At 69.4% G+C, this 17,887-nt stretch carries 20 protein-coding genes and 1 riboswitch; of the genes, 14 read left to right on the forward strand and 6 right to left on the reverse strand.

Annotated elements, in window-relative coordinates:
• Positions 1 to 16 precede the first annotated feature (16 nt).
• From ACNI65_RS20130 to ACNI65_RS20140, 3 genes are all read left to right on the forward strand, one after another.
• Positions 17 to 1,090: a diguanylate cyclase domain-containing protein gene (locus tag ACNI65_RS20130; protein ID WP_416758947.1), complete on the forward strand. Its 1,074-nt coding sequence runs from the start codon at positions 17 to 19 to the stop codon at positions 1,088 to 1,090.
• A gap of 85 nt (positions 1,091 to 1,175) precedes the next feature.
• A complete protein-coding gene (locus tag ACNI65_RS20135) occupies positions 1,176 to 2,183 on the forward strand; it encodes a diguanylate cyclase (protein ID WP_416758948.1) in 1,008 nt (335 codons plus the stop codon).
• Between the two features lie 66 nt (positions 2,184 to 2,249).
• On the forward strand, positions 2,250 to 3,350 hold the full coding sequence (locus ACNI65_RS20140; protein ID WP_416758949.1) for a DNA glycosylase AlkZ-like family protein: 1,101 nt from the start codon (positions 2,250 to 2,252) through the stop codon (positions 3,348 to 3,350).
• A 33-nt stretch (positions 3,351 to 3,383) separates the two neighbouring features.
• Here the strand turns inward: ACNI65_RS20140 and ACNI65_RS20145 are convergent, their stop codons facing one another.
• Complete coding sequence (locus ACNI65_RS20145; protein WP_416758951.1) at positions 3,384 to 4,412, reverse strand: aldo/keto reductase; 1,029 nt, start codon at positions 4,410 to 4,412, stop codon at positions 3,384 to 3,386.
• A 190-nt stretch (positions 4,413 to 4,602) separates the two neighbouring features.
• Between ACNI65_RS20145 and ACNI65_RS20150 the strand changes: the two genes are divergently transcribed.
• Both ACNI65_RS20150 and ACNI65_RS20155 read left to right on the forward strand, forming a co-directional pair.
• On the forward strand, positions 4,603 to 5,556 hold the full coding sequence (locus ACNI65_RS20150; protein ID WP_416758952.1) for an AraC family transcriptional regulator N-terminal domain-containing protein: 954 nt from the start codon (positions 4,603 to 4,605) through the stop codon (positions 5,554 to 5,556).
• Positions 5,553 to 6,503 carry an AraC family transcriptional regulator N-terminal domain-containing protein gene (locus ACNI65_RS20155; protein WP_416758953.1) on the forward strand — a complete coding sequence of 317 codons (951 nt, stop codon included), beginning with the start codon at positions 5,553 to 5,555 and terminating at the stop codon, positions 6,501 to 6,503. The genes ACNI65_RS20150 and ACNI65_RS20155 overlap by 4 nt, the downstream gene beginning before the upstream one ends.
• 33 nt (positions 6,504 to 6,536) lie before the next feature.
• On the opposite strand, the gene ACNI65_RS20160 is transcribed toward ACNI65_RS20155, so the two are convergent.
• Entirely contained in the window at positions 6,537 to 7,154 is a 618-nt protein-coding gene (locus tag ACNI65_RS20160; protein WP_416758954.1) for a hypothetical protein, read from the reverse strand.
• A 172-nt stretch (positions 7,155 to 7,326) separates the two neighbouring features.
• Positions 7,327 to 8,172, reverse strand: coding sequence for an SDR family NAD(P)-dependent oxidoreductase (locus tag ACNI65_RS20165; protein WP_416758956.1), 846 nt, complete (start codon positions 8,170 to 8,172; stop codon positions 7,327 to 7,329).
• A 484-nt stretch (positions 8,173 to 8,656) separates the two neighbouring features.
• Here ACNI65_RS20165 and ACNI65_RS20170 point away from each other — a divergent pair, with 484 nt between their 5' ends.
• From ACNI65_RS20170 to ACNI65_RS20185, 4 genes are all read left to right on the forward strand, one after another.
• Positions 8,657 to 8,872: a hypothetical protein gene (locus ACNI65_RS20170; RefSeq protein ID WP_416758958.1), complete on the forward strand. Its 216-nt coding sequence runs from the start codon at positions 8,657 to 8,659 to the stop codon at positions 8,870 to 8,872.
• Between the two features lie 85 nt (positions 8,873 to 8,957).
• Positions 8,958 to 9,218: a translation initiation factor IF-1 gene (infA, locus tag ACNI65_RS20175; protein WP_416758960.1), complete on the forward strand. Its 261-nt coding sequence runs from the start codon at positions 8,958 to 8,960 to the stop codon at positions 9,216 to 9,218.
• A gap of 31 nt (positions 9,219 to 9,249) precedes the next feature.
• Entirely contained in the window at positions 9,250 to 9,456 is a 207-nt protein-coding gene (locus ACNI65_RS20180; protein ID WP_416758961.1) for an oxidoreductase-like domain-containing protein, read from the forward strand.
• A gap of 223 nt (positions 9,457 to 9,679) precedes the next feature.
• Entirely contained in the window at positions 9,680 to 10,192 is a 513-nt protein-coding gene (locus tag ACNI65_RS20185; protein WP_416758962.1) for a hypothetical protein, read from the forward strand.
• Here ACNI65_RS20185 and ACNI65_RS20190 read toward each other — a convergent pair.
• Entirely contained in the window at positions 10,105 to 10,911 is an 807-nt protein-coding gene (locus ACNI65_RS20190) for an HAD family hydrolase (RefSeq protein WP_416758963.1), read from the reverse strand. The genes ACNI65_RS20185 and ACNI65_RS20190 overlap by 88 nt on opposite strands.
• 72 nt (positions 10,912 to 10,983) lie before the next feature.
• Positions 10,984 to 11,082: riboswitch (S-adenosyl-L-homocysteine riboswitch) on the forward strand.
• Positions 11,083 to 11,182: 100 nt separating this feature from the next.
• Between ACNI65_RS20190 and ahcY the strand changes: the two genes are divergently transcribed.
• From ahcY to ACNI65_RS20215, 5 genes are all read left to right on the forward strand, one after another.
• The gene (gene ahcY, locus ACNI65_RS20195; RefSeq protein ID WP_416758964.1) at positions 11,183 to 12,616 is read left to right on the forward strand and encodes an adenosylhomocysteinase; all 1,434 of its coding nucleotides are present in this window, start codon (positions 11,183 to 11,185) and stop codon (positions 12,614 to 12,616) included.
• Between the two features lie 44 nt (positions 12,617 to 12,660).
• Positions 12,661 to 13,392, forward strand: a complete 732-nt coding sequence (locus ACNI65_RS20200; protein ID WP_416758966.1) for a TlyA family RNA methyltransferase — start codon at positions 12,661 to 12,663, stop codon at positions 13,390 to 13,392.
• Positions 13,389 to 14,237 carry a methylenetetrahydrofolate reductase [NAD(P)H] gene (metF, locus tag ACNI65_RS20205; RefSeq protein WP_416758967.1) on the forward strand — a complete coding sequence of 283 codons (849 nt, stop codon included), beginning with the start codon at positions 13,389 to 13,391 and terminating at the stop codon, positions 14,235 to 14,237. The genes ACNI65_RS20200 and metF overlap by 4 nt, the downstream gene beginning before the upstream one ends.
• 144 nt (positions 14,238 to 14,381) lie before the next feature.
• A complete protein-coding gene (locus ACNI65_RS20210; protein ID WP_416763663.1) occupies positions 14,382 to 14,996 on the forward strand; it encodes an OmpW/AlkL family protein in 615 nt (204 codons plus the stop codon).
• Positions 14,997 to 15,170: 174 nt separating this feature from the next.
• Positions 15,171 to 15,734: a proprotein convertase P-domain-containing protein gene (locus ACNI65_RS20215; RefSeq protein ID WP_416758969.1), complete on the forward strand. Its 564-nt coding sequence runs from the start codon at positions 15,171 to 15,173 to the stop codon at positions 15,732 to 15,734.
• Positions 15,735 to 15,831: 97 nt separating this feature from the next.
• Here the strand turns inward: ACNI65_RS20215 and pepQ are convergent, their stop codons facing one another.
• The gene (gene pepQ, locus ACNI65_RS20220; protein ID WP_416758971.1) at positions 15,832 to 17,211 is read right to left on the reverse strand and encodes a Xaa-Pro dipeptidase; all 1,380 of its coding nucleotides are present in this window, start codon (positions 17,209 to 17,211) and stop codon (positions 15,832 to 15,834) included.
• Positions 17,208 to 17,801, reverse strand: a complete 594-nt coding sequence (locus tag ACNI65_RS20225; RefSeq protein ID WP_416758972.1) for a 5-formyltetrahydrofolate cyclo-ligase — start codon at positions 17,799 to 17,801, stop codon at positions 17,208 to 17,210. The genes pepQ and ACNI65_RS20225 overlap by 4 nt, the downstream gene beginning before the upstream one ends.
• Positions 17,802 to 17,887 lie beyond the last annotated feature (86 nt).

Below are 17,887 nucleotides of genomic sequence, written 5' to 3' on the forward strand. Positions count from 1 at the left end.
GCGGCAGAATCGCCGGATGCATCCCCTGCCTCACGCGCCCACCCCGCTCACCATCCTGATCGTCGACGACCAGAGCGCCACCCGCGTGGCCCTGACCGCCGAGCTCGACCGGGCCGGGCACCGGGTGCTGGAGGCCGACAGCGCGGAATGGGCGCTGGAGCTGTTCCGCCGCTACCGGCCCGACCTGGTGCTGCTGGACGTCGAGATGCCGGGCCACGACGGCTACTGGACCTGCCGCGAGATGCGCGCCGCCGAGCCGGGCGGCTGGACGCCGATCATCTTCCTGAGCCAGTTCAACCAGGACGAGGACGTCTGGAAGGGCATCGAGTCGGGCGGCGACGATTACCTCATCAAGCCCGCCTCCGCGATGATCCTGCACGCCAAGCTGCGCGCGATGCAGCGCCTGGCGCAGATGCGCACGCGGCTCGTGCAGATGTCGGAGGACCTGCGCGCGGCCAACGCCCAGCTCGAGGAGCTCTCCAGCGTGGACGCCCTCACCGGCCTGATGAACCGCCGGGCGCTGGATGCCCGGCTGCAGCAGGAACTGGACCTCGCGCGCCGCGAAGGCAAGCCGCTGACGCTGATGCTGTGCGACGTCGACCACTTCAAGCGCTACAACGACACCGCCGGCCATGTCGCCGGTGACGCCTGCCTGCGCCGCATCGGCCAGTTGCTCAAGGAGACCTGCCGCCGTCCCAGCGACTGCGCCGGACGCTACGGCGGCGAGGAATTCGCGCTGATCCTGCCCAACACGCCGCGCTCCGGTGCGATGACCTATGCCCGGGCATTGATGCGCACGGTGGAGCTGGCGGCCATCCCCCATCCGGATTCGCCCACGGGCGAGCGGATCACCCTCTCGGGTGGCATCACGACCTGCCTGCCCGACGACAGCACCAGCGCCGAGGGGCTGATCATCCGCGCCGACGACGCGCTGTACAACGCCAAGTCCACCGGCCGGAACCGCTTCTTCAGCTACGAGATGCAGATGGACACGGCCGAGCAGCGCCGTCAGGCGGCACCCGCGGTGCCCGCGGCACCTGCAGCGTCCCCCGCCGGGGTGGCATCGCCCCCGCCGGCGTCCCCCACTTGAGGCATACCCCAGGTCCTTTCGGCGGGACCGGCTGCGCATAATCGACGCCGGCACATCTGGTTGCCGCTGCTGTTGATGCCCGGCCATGGACGTTTCCGCCTCGCTGCCGCCTCTTCGCATCCTGGTCGTGGATGACCAGGCCAGCACGCGCGGATTCCTGTGCAGCCAGCTCCAGGCCATCGGCCACCACACGCTGGAGGCGGACGGCGGCGACAGCGCGCTGGCCCGCTTCGACGGCGACCATCCCGACCTCGTGCTGCTGGACGTGGAGATGCCCGACCACGACGGGTACTGGGTCGCCAGCCAGATGCGGGCGCACGAGAACGGTGGCTGGACGCCGATCATCTTCCTGTCCAGCCGCGATCGCGACCAGGACCTCTGGCAGGGCATCGAGTCCGGCGGCGACGACTATCTGGTCAAACCCGTCTCCAACACCGTGCTGCAGGCCAAGCTGCGCGCGATGCAGCGGCTGCGCCGCATGCAGGCGCGGTTGCAGGAGGTCTCCGACGAGCTGCGCGACAGCAATCAGCGCCTGGAGAAGCTCTCGGGCGAGGACGCGCTGACGCGGCTGTTGAACCGCCGCGCCTTCGATGCGCGGCTCGCTCAGGAGATCGCCTGCTGCCGCCGCGATCAGCAGCCGCTGACGCTGGTGCTGTGCGACATCGACCACTTCAAGCGCTACAACGACAGCTACGGCCACATCGCCGGCGATGCCTGCCTGCAGCGCGTGGCGCAGCTGCTGCAGCAGACCTGCCGCCGCCCGCGTGATTGCGCGGCGCGCTACGGTGGCGAGGAGTTCGCGCTGATCCTGCCGGGCACGCCCCGCTCGGGTGCGATGACCTTCGCGCGGGCGGTGATGCGCACGCTGCGCACCTGCAACATGCTGCACCCGGATTCGGTCGAGCCCCACGTGACGCTCTCCGGCGGCATCACCACCTGCGTGCCTGACGCGGACACGTCGGTGGAGGGGTTGCTGCGGCGCTCCGACGACGCGCTGTACACGGCCAAGTCGCGCGGACGCAACCGCTTCTTCAGCTTCGAGATGCAGATGGACACGGTCGAGCAGGCCCCCAGCGGCTTCGCGCCGCTGTAGGCCTGCTGACAGAACCCGCGCCCCGACGCGGTTACCGTCACGTCTTTCGATGACCGCCGCTTCCGAATGCCTGTGATCGACCACGACGCGCTGCGCCGCCACGCCATCGCGCGCACCTTCTTCAAGCCGACGACCCTGCTGCGGGCGATCCAGCGCCTGGGCTTCGTGCAGGCCGACCCGATCCGCGCGCCGGCCCGCGCGCAGGACCTGATCCTGATGCACCGGGTCAAGGACTACCGCGCCGGCCAGCTCGAGTCCCGCTACGCGCGGCTCGCCGTCGAGGAGGACTGCCTCGTCAACTACGGCTTCCTGCCGCGCGAGACGCTGGCGCTGCTGCACCCGCGCGTGGCCCGCCGCGCCTGGGATGACGCGATGAACAGCCGCGCGGCCGAGGTCCTGGACTTCGTCCGCGCCCGCGGCCGCACCCATCCGCAGCACGTCCAGGCGGCCTTCAGCCATGGCCGCGTCGAGGGGTACTGGGGCGGCGAGCTCAACGCGAGCACGCACCTGCTGGACGGCATGCATTACCGCGGCCTGCTGCGCGTGGCCCGGCGCGACTCCGGCACGCGCGTGTACGAGGCCATCGATCACCTGCCGCAGGACGACAGCCCCGAGGCCCGGCGCGCACGCGCGGCCGCGCTGCTGGACATGATCGTCGCGCTGTACGCGCCGCTGCCCGCGCCCAGCCTCGGCTACCTCACCTCGCTGCTGGGCTACGGCGCGCCGCACCTCAAGGTCGAGGCGAGGCAGGTGCTCAAGGACGCCAAGGCCCGATGGGGACACGCCAAGGTCGACGGCGAGCTCTGGTACTGGCCCGCCGACGAGACGCCCACCTCACGCGCGCACCGCGTCGCCCCCGACCGCCTGCGCTTCCTCGCGCCCTTCGATCCGCTGGTCTGGGACCGGCGCCGCTTCGAGCGCCTGTGGGGCTGGGCCTACCGCTTCGAGGCCTACACCCCGGCGGCCAGGCGCACGATGGGCCATTACGCGCTGCCCATGCTCTGGGGCGAGCAGGTCATCGGCTGGGCCAACCTGAAGGTCGAGGCCGGGACGCTGATCCCGGACCTCGGCTTCATCGACAAGCGCCCGCGCGATGCGGCCTTCCGCCTCGCGCTCGACGAGGCGTATCACGACATGGGCAGCTTCCTGGGCCTGCACGAGGCGTGAGGCCCCATCAGCGCCCCACGCGGATCAGGCGTATCAGGCGTTCACGAGCGCCATGGACACCTCGGGATAGCGCTCGCCGGCGACCGGATGCTCGTCGAGCAGATCGCGCAGCTCCTCGCGCAGCACGTCGTTCAGGCGCAGGCGCGCGGCCATCGCGTTCTCCTCCAGGCGCGTGATCGAGCGCGTGCCCGGGATCGGCACGACATCCGGACCGCGGTCCAGCAGCCAGGCGAGCGCGAGTTGCGCCGGCGCGAGGCCGTGGTCGCGGGCCAGCGCGACGATCGCATCGGCCAACGCGAGGTTCTGCGCCAGGTGATCGCCCTGGAAGCGCGGATTGACGCGCCGCCAGTCATTGGCGGCCAGCTGATCGGCGCTGCGGATGGCGCCGGTCAGGAAGCCGCGTCCGAGCGGGCTGTAGGGCACGAGCGCGATGCCGAGCTCGCGGCAGGCCGGCAGCACCTCGGCCTCGACGTCGCGCGTCCACAGCGAGTACTCGGACTGCACCGCCGCGATCGGGTGCACCTTGTGGGCGCGGCGGATCGTCTCGGCGGACGCTTCCGACAGGCCCAGATGGCGCACCTTGCCCGCGCGCACCAGCTCGGCCATCGCGCCCACGGTCTCCTCGATGGGCACGGACTTGTCGACGCGGTGCAGGTAGTACAGGTCGATGTGGTTGACGCCGAGCCGGCGCAGGCTGGCATCGCAGGACGCATGGACATGGGCCGGCTGCCCGTTCACGCCGGCCGACAGGCCGTCGGCATTGCGCACGATGCCGAACTTCGTGGCCAGCACCACCTCGCGGCGGCGGTTGGCGAGCAGTCCGGACAGCAGGCGCTCATTGGCGCCGTTGCCGTAGATGTCGGACGTGTCGAGGAAATTCATCCCGAGGTCCAGCGCGCGGTGCAGGACGGCCATCGACGTGGCCTCGTCCGCGGGCCCGTAGAAATCGGACATCCCCATGCAGCCGAGCCCGAGCGCGGAGACCTCCGGGCCGTGCGCCCCGAGGCGGCGGCGCGGCAGTTGCGGCAGGTTGTTGAGCGGTTCCCTGGACATGATGGTCATGGCGCGACTCCTTCAGACGATGTGAACGCGGCAGCGCCCCTTGGGCCACCGCGATGTCCATCACTGTAGGAATCCGGCCCCCTTCGGAACCAGCGCAATGCTCGCCCGTCCTTGCCCAATCCTCCGGAACCCCGGCCGCCGCGCGCGCAGGCGCTGGCGGCGCGCGCGAGGCACTTGCACAATCCGATGCATGGTCGCTCCCACCCCGATTTCCCTGGCTGACGGCTTCCCCGACGCGCTGCAGGCCCTGCGCGCGCAGATGGTGGACCTGACGCTGCGCCACGTGGCCGCCACCGGCAATGGCGACGGCACCAGCCACACCGACATCCCCTGCCTGCAGCTGATCAAGGCCAGCTGCAGCACGCCCAAGACCGCGCCCGCGTTCTACGAGCCGGGCCTGGCCATCGTGCTGCAGGGCCGCAAGAAGGTCGAGCTCGGCACCGAGACGCTGTATTACGACCCGCTGCACTTCCTGCTGGTGTCGATGCCGATGCTGCCCAAGGGCGGCGTCATCGAGGCCACGCCCGACAAGCCCTACTTGTGCGTGCGCATCGACTGCGACACCGCGACGCTCGCGGAGCTGATGCTGGAGGTCGGCCCGGTGAGTTCCGACGCGGCGCCCTCGACCGAATCCGGGCTGAACGTGGCGCCGGTGTCGGAGTCGCTGCTGAGCGCGGCGCTGCGCCTGATGCAGCTGCTCGACAGCCCGCAAGACCAGCGGGTGCTGGCGCCGCTGCTGCAGCGCGAGATCTTCTACCGCGTGCTGACCGGTCCGCTCGGGCCGCGCCTGCGCACGCTGGCGCAGCAGGACAGCGCGACGCGCCGCCTGGCGCGCGCGATCGACGAGATCAACCGGCGCTTCCACGAGCCCATCAGCATCGACGAGCTGGCCGCGGTGGCGCACATGAGCGCCTCGACGCTGCATCAGCGCTTCAAGCAGCTGACGAGCATGTCGCCGATGCAGTACCAGAAGCAGCTGCGGCTGCAGCACGCGCGTCGGCTGATGCTGGGCAGCGGACTGGACGCGGCGGCCGCGGCGCATCAGGTCGGTTACGAGAGCGCCTCGCAGTTCAGCCGCGAGTACCGCCGGCTCTTCGGCACGCCGCCGCGCGCGGACATCGAGCAGCTGCTCCGCGCGGGATGAGCACGGCGATGACGACGGCCATGGACGATCTCGGCGCGATGCTGCGCCGTCACGCGCCGCGCGAGGGCATCTGGCCGACCGCGCTGCCGCGCGTGTGGGCGATCCGGCTGGACCACCCCGGCGGCGAGCTGGCCCATGCGGTGCAGCCGGCGTCGCTGTGCGTGATCGCGCAGGGCGCCAAGGAGGTGCGGCTCGCCGAGGAGCGCTACGTCTATGACGCCGCGCGATTCATGGTCTTCACCACCGACCTGCCGGTGAGCAGCCGCGTGATCGAGGCCACGCCCGATCGCCCCTACCTGTGCCTGCGGCTGGACTTCGATGCGGCGGAGGTCGCCGAGCTGGTCGCGCGCAGCGGTCCGCCACGGGCGGTGCCTCCGTCGACCGCGGGCTCGGACAACGCGGCCGAGGACACGGGGCGCGGCCTCTTCGTCAGCGCGGTGACGGCGGACATGGTCGACGCCTCGGCGCGGCTGATGCGGCTGCTGGACCATCCCGAGGACCATGCGGCGCTGGCACCGATGGCGATGCGCGAGCTCGTCTACCGCGTGCTGCGCAGCGAGCAGGGCGAGCGCCTGGCGCAGGTCGCACGCGCGGACAGCCAGACGCAGCGCGTGCATCGGGCGATCCGCTGGTTGAAGGCGCATTACGCGCAGCCGCTGCGCATCGAGGCGCTGGCCCGGGAGGCGCACATGAGCGCGTCATCGCTGCACCACCACTTCCGCGCGCTGACCTCGATGAGCCCGCTGCAGTATCAGAAGCAACTGCGATTGCAGGAAGCGCGCAGGCTGCTGATCGCAGAGGGGCTGGAGGTCGCGCGCGCCGGCCATGCGGTCGGGTACGAAAGCCCCTCGCAGTTCAGCCGCGAGTACAGCCGGCTCTACGGCGCGCCGCCCTCGCGCGACGCGGCCCGCCGGCGCGACGCGACGGTGCATCGCTTGCCGGCCTGAACGCCGCCGAGCGTTCGGCGTCAGGCGCCGGAATCATTTGTTGTAGCAACTGCTCGACACCGACGGCGCGTCCTTCAGCCGGTCGTCGGTGGGATTGAGCGCGGCGATGCGGTTCTCGTAGACGCGCGCGCACTTGCTGCCCTGCCGGACGAGCTTGGACCCGGTGCCGCTGGTGGACACGCTGGTCACGATCGGCAAGGTGCCGGCGGCATCGGCGAGCGCGGACTCGACGGTGCGCGGCGCGGTGTGCGCGCGCTCGTCGTTGCGGATCTGCTCGGCCATCCGCGTGTGCGGATCCGCCTGCATCGCCGCCTTCGGCAGCGCGAGGTTGAGCGGTGCGCGCGAGCGGTCGTTCGGCGCCGAGGCGGCGGAGGCCGACGCAACGGGCGCGACAGCCGCCCGCACCGAGCGATCCGGAGGAACGCCGTTGGGGAAGTCGGAAATCGGCGGCACCACGATGGGCGCGGGCAGCCAGACCGCAGGTGGGCGCGGGGCCAGGGTGCGCCTCAGTTCATCGTCGCGCGTGCGTTCCGGCAGCGCGACGAGACGCACGGACGTGACGGCGGGGCCATTCAACCGATCGATCAGCACTCGCCCCGTCCCTCGCAACAGCAGCAGTAGAACCGTTGCCTGCACGACGAGCGCCGCCACGCCGGCGATCCGACGGTGCTGTCGATCTGCCGGCTGCCAAAGCATCGCCGTCATGCCGGCTCGCCGCATCCATCCATCGCGCCCTCCCCGGCCGACGTTCTCTCGGGGAGCGATGGTAGTCGCCCCAAGTGACCGTGGCGGAGGTCAGCCCGCAGCGGCGCGACGCCGAGGGTCAGCCCGCGTCACGATCCAGTGAGGCCGAGAGCGCGGCATGCGCCTCGACCTCCGCCAGGCGCTGGCCGAAGGTCTCGCGCGCCATGCCCAGCGCGTCCGAGCCCGCGACGAAGTGCAGCGGCGGGCGCGCCATCGCGGCCAGCTCGACGAACGCCCGTCCCAGCTTGGCCGGATCGCCCGGCTGCTGGTGGTTGTAGGCCTCGTAGGTCGACAGCGGCGGCGTGGGCAGCGCCGCGTAGTCCGCGATCGCCGTCGTGCCGTAGCGCACCGAGCTCGCATCGAGGAAATCGGTGCGGAAGAAGCCCGGCTCGACCACCGTCACGCGGATGTTGAAGCCGGCCAGCTCCGGCGCGAGCGAGGCGCTGAAGCCATCCACCGCGAACTTGGTGGCGCAGTACACCGCCGCGCCGTCGAAACCGCGGAATCCGCCGACCGACGCGATGTTGATCACATGACCGTCGCGCTGACGGCGCATCACCGGCAGCACCGCCCGCGTGACGTGCATCAGGCCGAAGACGTTGGTCGCGAACTGGCGCTCGATGTCGGCCGCGGCGATCTCCTCGAAGAGCCCGAGCTGTCCGTATCCGGCGTTGTTGACCAGCACGTCGATGCGTCCGAAACGCGCCACGGCCTGCTCGACCGCGTGCGCGGCGTCCGCCTCGCGGCTGACGTCCAGCGGCAGGCACAAGACGGCATCGGCGTTGCCGGTCTCCGCATAGGCCGCTTGGAGCGCCTCGACGCTGCGTCCGGTGGCGACGACACGATCGCCGGCGGCCAGCGCGGCCTTGGCGATTTCCAGACCGAAGCCGCGGTTGGCGCCGGTGATGAACCAGATCTTGCTCATGGGAATCCGTCCTTGGGGTGGGGGGGTGCGCCAGGCACCCGGGGTGGGAATTGGGGTGAGAAAGGGTGGGGATGGACAGATCCTAGGAATCTCCCGACCGGGCGACATGCCTGTTCCGGCGGACCGTTTGCACGATCCACCAACCCTGGGACAATCGCCGGAGATGCACAAAATCGGCGATTGCGCTACACTCCCCGACTTGATTCGCACAAGACCACCCTCTTCAGGTCTTCTTCTGCAGCCCCTCCGGTCCTTCCCACGGACCTTTCTGCGAGCGGCTCGCACCAGCATCACCCCCCGGTTCGTGCGCTTGAGCGTTTCTGGCTTCGGCCTGCCTGTTCGCCTTTCGGAGAATGGGTCAGAGGAGCCACTTTCCGTGCCACTGCTGTTCGTATCGTCGAATCGAAGTGGTACACCTTCCCAAACCGCGCCAAGACGGTTGCTTATTGCGATTGCCTGTCAAGGCGCACACCTCATGAGAACCATGCGAACCAAAAGCATTGAGGTGGGGCGATTCCTTGTCTCACCGATGACCAAACCCCATGCCGACGGCGGCTTTGCCGCGGCAGTCTCGATCCGATCGGGACGCGGCATGGCCAGCATTGATCGTGTCATGCGATTCGTGCCCGCCTTCGAGACCCGCCGCGCTGCGTTGCGCTACGCGGAGACCGAAGGCACCGCCTGGGCGCGGGGCCACTGAGCCTCGCGTCGTTGATTTCCGAGGCGATGGCCTGCGGCTCACCGCGGATCGCGCCCTTTTCATCTTCAAGCATGGAGACTGCCGAATGGCCAAGGAAGAACTGATTGAAATGCAGGGCGTCGTCAACGAAATCCTGCCGGACTCGCGCTTCCGCGTGACGCTGGAAAACGGCCACCAGGTCATCGCCTACACGGGCGGCAAGATGCGCAAGCATCACATCCGCATCCTGGCTGGCGATGCCGTGTCGCTGGAAATGTCGCCCTATGACCTGACCAAGGGCCGCATCACCTTCCGTCACCTGCAGCGTTCGAACCACTCCGGCCCGCCGCCGGTCCGTCGCGGCTGATCAGCGCGCGATCCGGGCCTGATCCGGGTTCATGAACGCCGATCCGATCGACGCCAGCGCGTCGCCGGCCGCCTCGCAGGCCGACGACCCGATGCCGCAGCCGCCCGTCCAGCCCGACCTGGACGCGTGCTGCGGGAACGGCTGCGATCCGTGCATCTTCGACTTGCACGATCTGGCGATGGACGAGTACCGGCAGGCGATGCGCGCCTGGAAGGCCCGGCACCCCGAGGCCGGCTGAGACGCCCCCACCCCACCCGAAAGGGCCGCTTGATGCGGCCCTTTCCTTTTGGGGCGTCCGGACGGGGGACTGCTCCCCCGTCCCCTCGGATGGAGGGGCGCTTGCGTTTCGTGACGTTTTGGGGGACATCCTCGGGTTCAGAACCCGCGCGCGCCCGCCGACATCCAGGACAGGCGCCGCGCTTGCCGCGCGGGCGCATCGCTCCCGTTGTCCGGAGGTCCCGATGTTCATGACCGGCCAGAACCGCTTCCACGTCGCGCGCTCCGACGCGCAGGCCAACCTGCGATTCGCGCTGGCGCGGCTGAGCACCGATTGGCGCGGCCTCGACCTGCTGGGGCTGGAGGTGCTGCTGCGCCACCTGCTGATGGCCGAGCACCGCTGCATGCCGCATCCCAGCGTGATCCGCGAGCGGCCCACCAACCGCTGGCTGCTGCCGCGCATCCGCCGCCGCCGGGTCGAGGTCGCCCTGCGCCTGGTCGCCCTGGGCGGCCGCGTCAGCCATGCGAGCCTGGCCCGCGTGCTGCCCCGCGGCAACGACTGGCCGGGGATCTCCGCGCTGGTCGGCCGCCACGCCTGGGATCCGGTCGAGGGCCGTCAGCCGCGCCCCCACCGGGCGGTGATCGATGATCCGGCGGGTCAGCCGGCTGGTCAGCCGGCAGCCGGTGCCTCGCGCCCCGCCAGGAACGCGCGGGCCACCTCGGCGAAACCGTCGCCGCGCTCCGCCGTCGTGACGTAGGCGGGCAGGTGGTCCAGCAGCGGCAGGAAACGCGCGATGTTGGCCACGCCCACCGAAACCGGCACGCGCTCGAACATCAGTTGGTCGTTGGTCGAGTCGCCCACGTAGACCCACTCGGCGGGATCGAACGCCTGTCCGGTCAGCCGCTGCACCGCCCAGTGCGCGGCGCTCCACTTGCTGTGGTCGCCGATCCAGCCGTTCACATGAATGGAGCTGACCGTCGCCACCAGCCCATGCGCGCGCATCCGGTCGCAGACGGCGGCGATCGCCTCGTCGTCCAGCGTGGTGAATTCGCTGTGATCGATGGCGATGTCGGTCAGCCGCCCCGCGCTGTCGCGCGCGAGCGTGGCGCCCGGCACGGTCGCGACGATCTCCCGCGCGCAGGCCTGCAGCCGCGCGAAGTTGGCCGCGCGCGTCGCGTCTTCCTGGGCGAACTCGGTGCGCAGGACTTCCCCCTCCCGGTGGAGCAGCACCCCGCCGTTCTCGGCGACGATCCCCCGCACGGGCCAGGCCATCGCGAAGGGTTCGCTCCATCCCGCGGGGCGGCCGGTGATGGCGATGACCGGCACGCCGGCGGCCGCCAGGCGATGCAGCGCGTCCAGCGCCGCCGGGGCGATGCCGCCCTCCCCCGTCAGGGTGTCGTCGATGTCCGTCAGCACCCCGCGCAGGGGGATCCAGGCGGAGGACGGGCAGTCGCCGAGCGGGGGAATCGTTCGCATGGGGGGCGATTGTGGCCCCGCGCGTGACGCTGTCATCGAGTCGCCAGGCTGAACGCGTCTACAATCGCGCCCTGTTCCGAGGAGCGTTGCGACCTCCCACCCCATCGAGGCCAGGCTCGGAACCGCCGCGCGACGACATGTCCGCGGCCATGGCAACCGCGCTCACCCGTCGACCCTTCGCAGGCCGGGTGAGGAACGAGCGGCATCCGCCCCTTCTCTCTGCTCCGCTGCTGATCGCAGGCGTCGACGGCCCTTCCTCGCAGGAGTCCGCATGAACGCCCAACTGAAGCCGCTGGCCCAAGACCAGTACCTGATCAAAGACCTGTCGCTGGCCGACTGGGGCCGCAAGGAAATCAAGATCGCCGAGAGCGAGATGCCCGCGCTGATGGCCATCCGCGAGGAATACGCCAAGGCGCAGCCGCTCAAGGGCGCGCGCATCACCGGCTCGCTGCACATGACGATCCAGACCGCCGTGCTGGTCGAGACGCTGCAGGCGCTGGGCGCCGAGGTCCGCTGGGCCTCGTGCAACATCTTCTCGACGCAGGACCACGCCGCCGCGGCGCTGGTGGCCGTCGGCACCCCCGTCTTCGCCTACAAGGGCGAGACGCTGGAAGACTACTGGGATTACACGCACCGCATCTTCGACTTCGGCGCCAAGGGCACCGAGGGCGAAGGTCCCAACATGATCCTGGACGACGGCGGCGACGCGACGCTGCTGATGCACCTGGGCCAGAAGGCCGAGAAGGACCTGTCCGTGCTGGCCAATCCGGGCAGCGAGGAAGAGCGCATCCTGTTCGCCGCGATCAAGAAGAAGATCTCGGAAGACGCGACCTGGTACACCCGCAAGAGCGCCGAGATCATCGGCGTGACCGAGGAGACGACCACGGGCGTGCATCGCCTGAAGGAAATGTCGGCCAAGGGCTCGCTGCTGTTCCGCGCCATCAACGTGAACGACTCCGTCACGAAGAGCAAGTTCGACAACCTGTACGGCTGCCGCGAGTCGCTGGTGGACGGCATCAAGCGCGCCACCGACGTCATGATCGCCGGCAAGATCGCCGTGATCGCCGGTTACGGCGACGTGGGCAAGGGCTCGGCGCAGGCGATGCGCGCGCTGTCGGCCCAGGTCTGGGTGACCGAGATCGACCCGATCTGCGCGCTGCAGGCCGCGATGGAAGGCTTCCGCGTCGTGACGATGGAATACGCCGCCGACAAGGCCGACATCTTCGTCACCACCACCGGCAACAAGGGCGTGATCCGTCATGAGCACATGGCCGCGATGAAGCACAACGCGATCGTGTGCAACATCGGCCACTTCGACAACGAGATCGACATCGCGTCGATCGAGAAGTACGAGTGGGAAGAGATCAAGCCGCAGGTGGACCACGTGATCTTCCCCGACGGCAAGCGGATCATCCTGCTCGCGAAGGGCCGTCTGGTGAACCTGGGCTGCGGCACGGGCCATCCGAGCTACGTGATGTCGTCGAGCTTCGCCAACCAGACGATCGCCCAGATCGAGCTGTTCGCGCACAAGGACGCCTACGCCGTCGGCCAGGTCTACGTGCTGCCCAAGCACCTGGACGAGCACGTCGCGCGCCTGCAGCTCAAGACGCTGAACGCGCAGCTGAGCGAGCTGACGGAAGAGCAGGCCGCCTACATCGGCGTCAGCAAGGCCGGTCCGTACAAGCCCGACACCTACCGTTATTGATCGACTGACCGTCGACCCACCCGAGACCGACCCGAGACCCGACCATGCGTGCTGACCAGCGGCTTCTTTCTCTTGGCCTGGCGCCCACGCGCTCGGCTGCCCAGCGGCTGATCGACGCACGCGCGGTTGAGTGGGAAGGCCCCAAGGGCTGGACCGTCGTGCGCAAGTGCGGCGAGGACCTGCCCGAGACCACCGCCATGCGCGTGACCGATGACGCCGAGCTGCGTTACGTCTCGCGCGGCGGGCTCAAGCTCGAGGGCGCGCTGGCCAAGGTCGGCATCTCGGTGGTCGGCTTCTCGGCGCTGGACATGGGGCAGAGCGCGGGCGGTTTCACCGACGTGCTGCTCAAGGCCGGCGCGGCGCACGTGACCGGCATCGACGTCGGCCACGGGCAGTTGCACGAGACACTGAAGGCGGACCCGCGCGTGACCGCGCATGAAGGCGTGCACGTGAAGGACTACGTCCCCGCCGAGCCCTTCGACCTCGTCGTGGGCGACCTGAGCTTCATCTCGATGATCGGCACGATCAAGCTCGTGGCCGGCTGGCTCAAGCCGCAAGGCCAGGCGCTGCTGCTGATCAAGCCGCAGTTCGAGCTCGGCCCCAAGGCGCTGAACAAGAACGGCATCGTCAAGGACAAGACGCAGTACGCCGTGGTCAAGGAGCAGGCCAAGACCGCCGCCGAGAAGCGCGAGCTCGTCATCAAGGGCTGGTTCGAAAGCCCCGTCACCGGCGGCGACGGCAACACCGAATTCTTCATCTGGGTCCAGAAACCATGACGACGCCCAAGACGCCTGTCAGCATCGAATTCTTCCCGCCCAACACCCCCGTCGGCACCGAGAAGCTGAAGACCGTCGTGCAGGAACTGCGCGCGGTGAATCCGCAGTACTTCAGCGTGACCTACGGCGCGGGCGGCTCCACGCGCGAGAAGACGCTGTCGACCGTCGCCGACATCGCCGCGCAGGGCTTCGACGCCGCGCCGCATCTGTCCTGCGTCGGCTCCACGCGCGAGAACATCGCGGAGATCCTGGCCACCTACCGCGCGCAGGACATCCGGCGCGTCGTGGCGCTGCGCGGCGACCTGCCCAGCGGCACCGCCACCGCGGGTGAGTTCCGCTATGCGGCCGAGCTGGTCCGCTTCATCCGCGAGACGCAGGGCGAGGACTGGGACATCGAGGTCGCCGCCTATCCCGAGTACCACCCGCAGCAGCGCTACGCCGCGCGCGACCTGCAGTTCTTCGCCGACAAGGTGCGCGCCGGCGCCAGCGGCGCGATCACGCAGTTCTTCTACAACCCCGACGCCTACTTCCACTTCGTCGAGGCCGCGCGCGCGATGGGCGTGGACGTGCCGATCGTGCCGGGCATCATGCCCATCAACAACTACGCGCGCATCGCGCAGTTCGCGCAGCGCGACGGCATCGAGATCCCGCGCTGGGTCGCGCTGAAGATGGAGGGTTACATGGACGACGCCGCCTCGGTGCGCGCGTTCGGCCTGGACGTCGTCACGCGGCTGTGCGAGCGCCTGATCGCCGGCGGCGTGCCGGGGCTGCACTTCTACACGCTCAATCAGAGCGCCCTCACGCTGGCGTTGTGCGAGCGCCTCGGCCTCGCGCCGAAAGCTTGATAAGCCGCAACCCGCTGGAACTGCCCAGGAGAACCGCGTCGGTTCCCTGGGCTTCCTTGTGAATGGTCAAGGCGGACTGCGGCGTACCCGCGTTCAATCAGGGTTTCCACCAACCCGGAGAGAACCATGTCCCGCACCTCGCTCCTGTCCCGCCCCTCCCTCTACGCCGCGGCGCTGGGCGCCCTGATCGCCACGGCCGCGCTGCCGACCTTCGCGCAGAGCACGCCCTGGCAGTACCGCGTGCGCGCCGTCAACATCGATTCGGCGGACAAGGACTCGACCGGCCTGGGCCTGTCGCTGAGCCGCAAGACCATCCCCGAGTTCGACATCACCTACTTCTTCACGCCGCACCTGGCGACCGAGCTGATCCTGACCGTGCCGCAGCGGCACAAGGTCTACAGCAGGGGCACGCAGATCGGCTCGGTGAAGCACCTGCCGCCGACGCTGACGCTGCAGTACCACTTCAACCCCGAAGGCACCGTCCGTCCCTACATCGGCGCGGGCGTCAACTACACGATGTTCTCGGGCGAGCGCTTCGAGCCCGGCGTGCAGGCCGTGCTGGGCCCCAGCATCAAGAAGAACAGCTTCGGCATGGCCGCGCAGATCGGCGTCGACCTGATGCTGAACAAGCAGTGGTCGATCAACCTGGACCTGAAGAAGCTCCAGATGGACACCGAGATCCGCTCGTTCGGCGCCAACGCCGGCAAGTTCAAGGTCGATCCGGTGCTGGTCGGCCTGGGCGTCGGCTACCGCTTCTGAGCGTCGGCATTCTTGACAGTTCCCGGCGGACCCTCGGATCAGCCGCCGGGAATTATTCACAGGAATAGCTTCAAACGCCTGTCACGATTGAACTTTGGGCGCCATCCCTAGTTTGTTGGCATGAGCTCTGCTTACAGGAGGTCACAAGCAAATCAATGGGATGAGGACCCTTCCATGAGCATCAAGCGCCTGCTGGCCATCTGCGCCGCGACCCTGACCGCCACCTTCGCCGCGCAAGCCGCCGTCGTGACCGTGTCGACCACCACGCCCGTCGCCATCTGCGACCTGTGCACGGTCGATTCGACGATCAACGTGACCGGCCACGGCACGCTGACCGACCTGAACCTGACGATCTTCAGCCTGACGCACACCTACGACAGCGACCTGGCGATGTGGCTGATCTCGCCGACCGGCACCTCGGTCCAGCTGTTCAACCATCGTGGTGGCAGCGGCGACAACCTCATCAACACCGTGTTCGATGACCAGGCCGCCACCGCGATCGGCAGCGGCGCCGCGCCGTTCACCGGTTCGTTCCGCGCGGAGCAGCTGCTGTCGGCCTTCAACGGCCAGGACATCTTCGGCACCTGGACGCTGCGCGTCGCCGATCAGGTCTCGCAGGATCGCGGCTCGCTGAACAACTGGGGCCTCCAGCTGACCACCGTGCCGGAGCCGGGCTCGCTGGCGCTGGTCGGCCTGGCCCTGGTGGGCCTGGGCGTCGCCCGCCGCCGCAAGGCCTGAGGACCGCGCGGGCGCAAGCCCGCTGGCCCACACGCCCCAACGACAAGGGCCCTCGCGAGAGGGCCCTTTTCTTTTTTCGCCGGCGATCCGCCTGGCGTCAGCCTTGCGCGCCGATCCCGTCCAGCGCATCCAACGCGTCGAACGCGTCGCGCGTGAGGTTCTCCGGCGCGCCCTCGGCGCGGCAGGCCACATCGTCCTCGATGCGCACCCCGCCGAAGGCGCTCAGGTGCTTCACCAGCGCCCAGTCCACCTGCGACGAGGCCGGTGTGGCGCGCAGTTGGTCCAGCAGCATCGGGATGAAGTACAGGCCCGGTTCGATGGTCACGACCATGCCGGCCTGCAGCACGCGGGTCAGGCGCAGATAGGGATGGCCTTCGGGCTTGGCGATGGCGCCGCCGTCCTCGCCGGCCATGAAGCCGCCGATGTCGTGGACCTGCAAGCCCAGCAGATGCCCGATGCCGTGCGGCAGGAAGGTGGCGGTCACGCGCTGCGCGACCATCGCCTCCTCGTCCATGCGCACGATGCCGAGCTGGCGCAGCACGCCGGCGATCTCACGGTGTGAGGCCAGGTGGATGTCGCGGTAATCGACGCCCGCGCGCACCTGGTCCACCAGGCGCAGTTGCGCCGCTTCCATCGCATCGATCAGCGCCTGGAAACTCGCGTCGCCGTTGCCCGTCGTGCGGGTGATGTCGGAGGCATAACCGCAGCTGTGCGCGCCGGCATCCACCAACAGCGACAGCGACTGGGCCGGCGCCTGCTGGTCCTGGTACTGGTAATGCAGCACGGCCGCATGCTCGTTCAGCGCGACGATGTTGCCGTAGGGCAGATCGCGCTCGGCGAATCCGCAGGCGGCCAGGTAGGCGTTGTGGATGCCCGCCTCGGAGAGGCCTTCGCGGAACGCGCGCTGCGAGGCCAGATGCGCCTTCGCGCCCAGCGCCGACGCCTCGCGCAGGCGCAGCAGCTCGTAGCCGGTCTTGGCCGCCCGCGCGAAGTGCAGCGGGTTCAGGACCTCGGGCGGGTTGTTCGGGACGATGTCGCCGAGCGCCGCATCCGCCTCGCCGACGATGGCCAGGCGCCCCGGCAGTTGCAGGTAGGGCAACGCGTCGGCGGGCTTGCGCACGACGATCAGCTCGAAGTGCTCGACCCAGAAACCGCTCGGCGCGGCCGGCGGCACATGCCAGTAGTCCTCGGGCTGGCAGTAGACCAGGCGCGGGCGATGACCCGGGCGGATCACCAGCCAGCTGTCGGTCTGGCGCACCAGCGGCACCCACAACTTGAAGTGCGGATTGGGCTGGAAGACATAGGGCCGGTCGTCGAGGAAGGCGAACTTCTCGACGCCGGAGGCGATCAGCAACGCATCGAAGCCGCCGCGCTGGAGCGCGTGCTCGGTGCGGCGCTGCTGCTCCGCGAGGTGGGCCGTGTACAGCGCATCAAGGCTGTCCGGGCTGTGGCGGACAAGAGGATCGGCGGCATTCATGCGCGCGGATTCTCCCAGACCACCCCCATCTCGGTCAGCATCGCATCGAGCCGGACATCGTTCGGCTGGGCGGTCAGCATCGGTTGGAAGCCGTGGCTGAAGCCCACCCCCACGACCACCGGCCGCGGCTGGATCTGCGCGATGGTCCGCAGCATGAAGCCGCCGCCATACCCCATGCGGATCCCGCCCGGCCCGTAGCCCAGGCAGGGGAGCAGCAGCAGTTCAGGATCGAAGGCGTCGGTGTCCTTGGGCTTGGTGATGCCGGTGGCGTCCTCTTCCATCGGACAGCCCGGGTACCAGACGTGGAAGCGCAGCCGGCCCTCCTCGCGGTCGACGACGGGCAGCCCGATGCGGCGGTCGCCGTCGACCTCGCTCCAGCGGAACAGCGCCGGCAGCGGATCGAATTCGCCCTTGATCGGCCAGTAGGCGGCGATGCGCTTTTCCTTGCGGCCGACCAGCCAGACGCGCAGCACGCCCTGGACGATGTCGGCGAGTTGGAGACGGCCCGGCAGGTCCAGGCGTTCGCGGATCAGGCGCTCGCGCAGCGCCTGGCGGTCTTCGGAGATCGGGAGCTTGTCGTTCGGATCCATCCGGCGTTTGCCTTCCCACGCGGACCCGACGAGGTCCGGAGCGGGCCATTGTGGCCGCGCGGCGCACACCGCGCCAGAGGTGGACT

The sequence above is a fragment of the Roseateles sp. So40a genome, assembly GCF_048081605.1.
In the GTDB taxonomy this organism is placed as follows: Bacteria; Pseudomonadota; Gammaproteobacteria; order Burkholderiales; family Burkholderiaceae_C; genus Roseateles.

Coding starts and splice junctions, on each gene's coding strand:
- ahcY (WP_416758964.1), top strand. CDS start 11,183: ATGAACGCCCAACTGAAGCCGCTGGCCCAAGACCAGTACCTGATCAAA.
- pepQ (WP_416758971.1), bottom strand. CDS start 17,211: ATGAATGCCGCCGATCCTCTTGTCCGCCACAGCCCGGACAGCCTTGAT.
- infA (WP_416758960.1), top strand. CDS start 8,958: ATGGCCAAGGAAGAACTGATTGAAATGCAGGGCGTCGTCAACGAAATC.
- ACNI65_RS20190 (WP_416758963.1), bottom strand. CDS start 10,911: ATGCGAACGATTCCCCCGCTCGGCGACTGCCCGTCCTCCGCCTGGATC.
- metF (WP_416758967.1), top strand. CDS start 13,389: ATGACGACGCCCAAGACGCCTGTCAGCATCGAATTCTTCCCGCCCAAC.
- ACNI65_RS20130 (WP_416758947.1), top strand. CDS start 17: ATGCATCCCCTGCCTCACGCGCCCACCCCGCTCACCATCCTGATCGTC.
- ACNI65_RS20225 (WP_416758972.1), bottom strand. CDS start 17,801: ATGGATCCGAACGACAAGCTCCCGATCTCCGAAGACCGCCAGGCGCTG.
- ACNI65_RS20135 (WP_416758948.1), top strand. CDS start 1,176: ATGGACGTTTCCGCCTCGCTGCCGCCTCTTCGCATCCTGGTCGTGGAT.
- ACNI65_RS20145 (WP_416758951.1), bottom strand. CDS start 4,412: ATGACCATCATGTCCAGGGAACCGCTCAACAACCTGCCGCAACTGCCG.
- ACNI65_RS20165 (WP_416758956.1), bottom strand. CDS start 8,172: ATGAGCAAGATCTGGTTCATCACCGGCGCCAACCGCGGCTTCGGTCTG.
- ACNI65_RS20185 (WP_416758962.1), top strand. CDS start 9,680: ATGTTCATGACCGGCCAGAACCGCTTCCACGTCGCGCGCTCCGACGCG.
- ACNI65_RS20150 (WP_416758952.1), top strand. CDS start 4,603: ATGGTCGCTCCCACCCCGATTTCCCTGGCTGACGGCTTCCCCGACGCG.
- ACNI65_RS20180 (WP_416758961.1), top strand. CDS start 9,250: ATGAACGCCGATCCGATCGACGCCAGCGCGTCGCCGGCCGCCTCGCAG.
- ACNI65_RS20215 (WP_416758969.1), top strand. CDS start 15,171: ATGAGCATCAAGCGCCTGCTGGCCATCTGCGCCGCGACCCTGACCGCC.
- ACNI65_RS20200 (WP_416758966.1), top strand. CDS start 12,661: ATGCGTGCTGACCAGCGGCTTCTTTCTCTTGGCCTGGCGCCCACGCGC.
- ACNI65_RS20155 (WP_416758953.1), top strand. CDS start 5,553: ATGAGCACGGCGATGACGACGGCCATGGACGATCTCGGCGCGATGCTG.
- ACNI65_RS20170 (WP_416758958.1), top strand. CDS start 8,657: ATGCGAACCAAAAGCATTGAGGTGGGGCGATTCCTTGTCTCACCGATG.
- ACNI65_RS20140 (WP_416758949.1), top strand. CDS start 2,250: ATGCCTGTGATCGACCACGACGCGCTGCGCCGCCACGCCATCGCGCGC.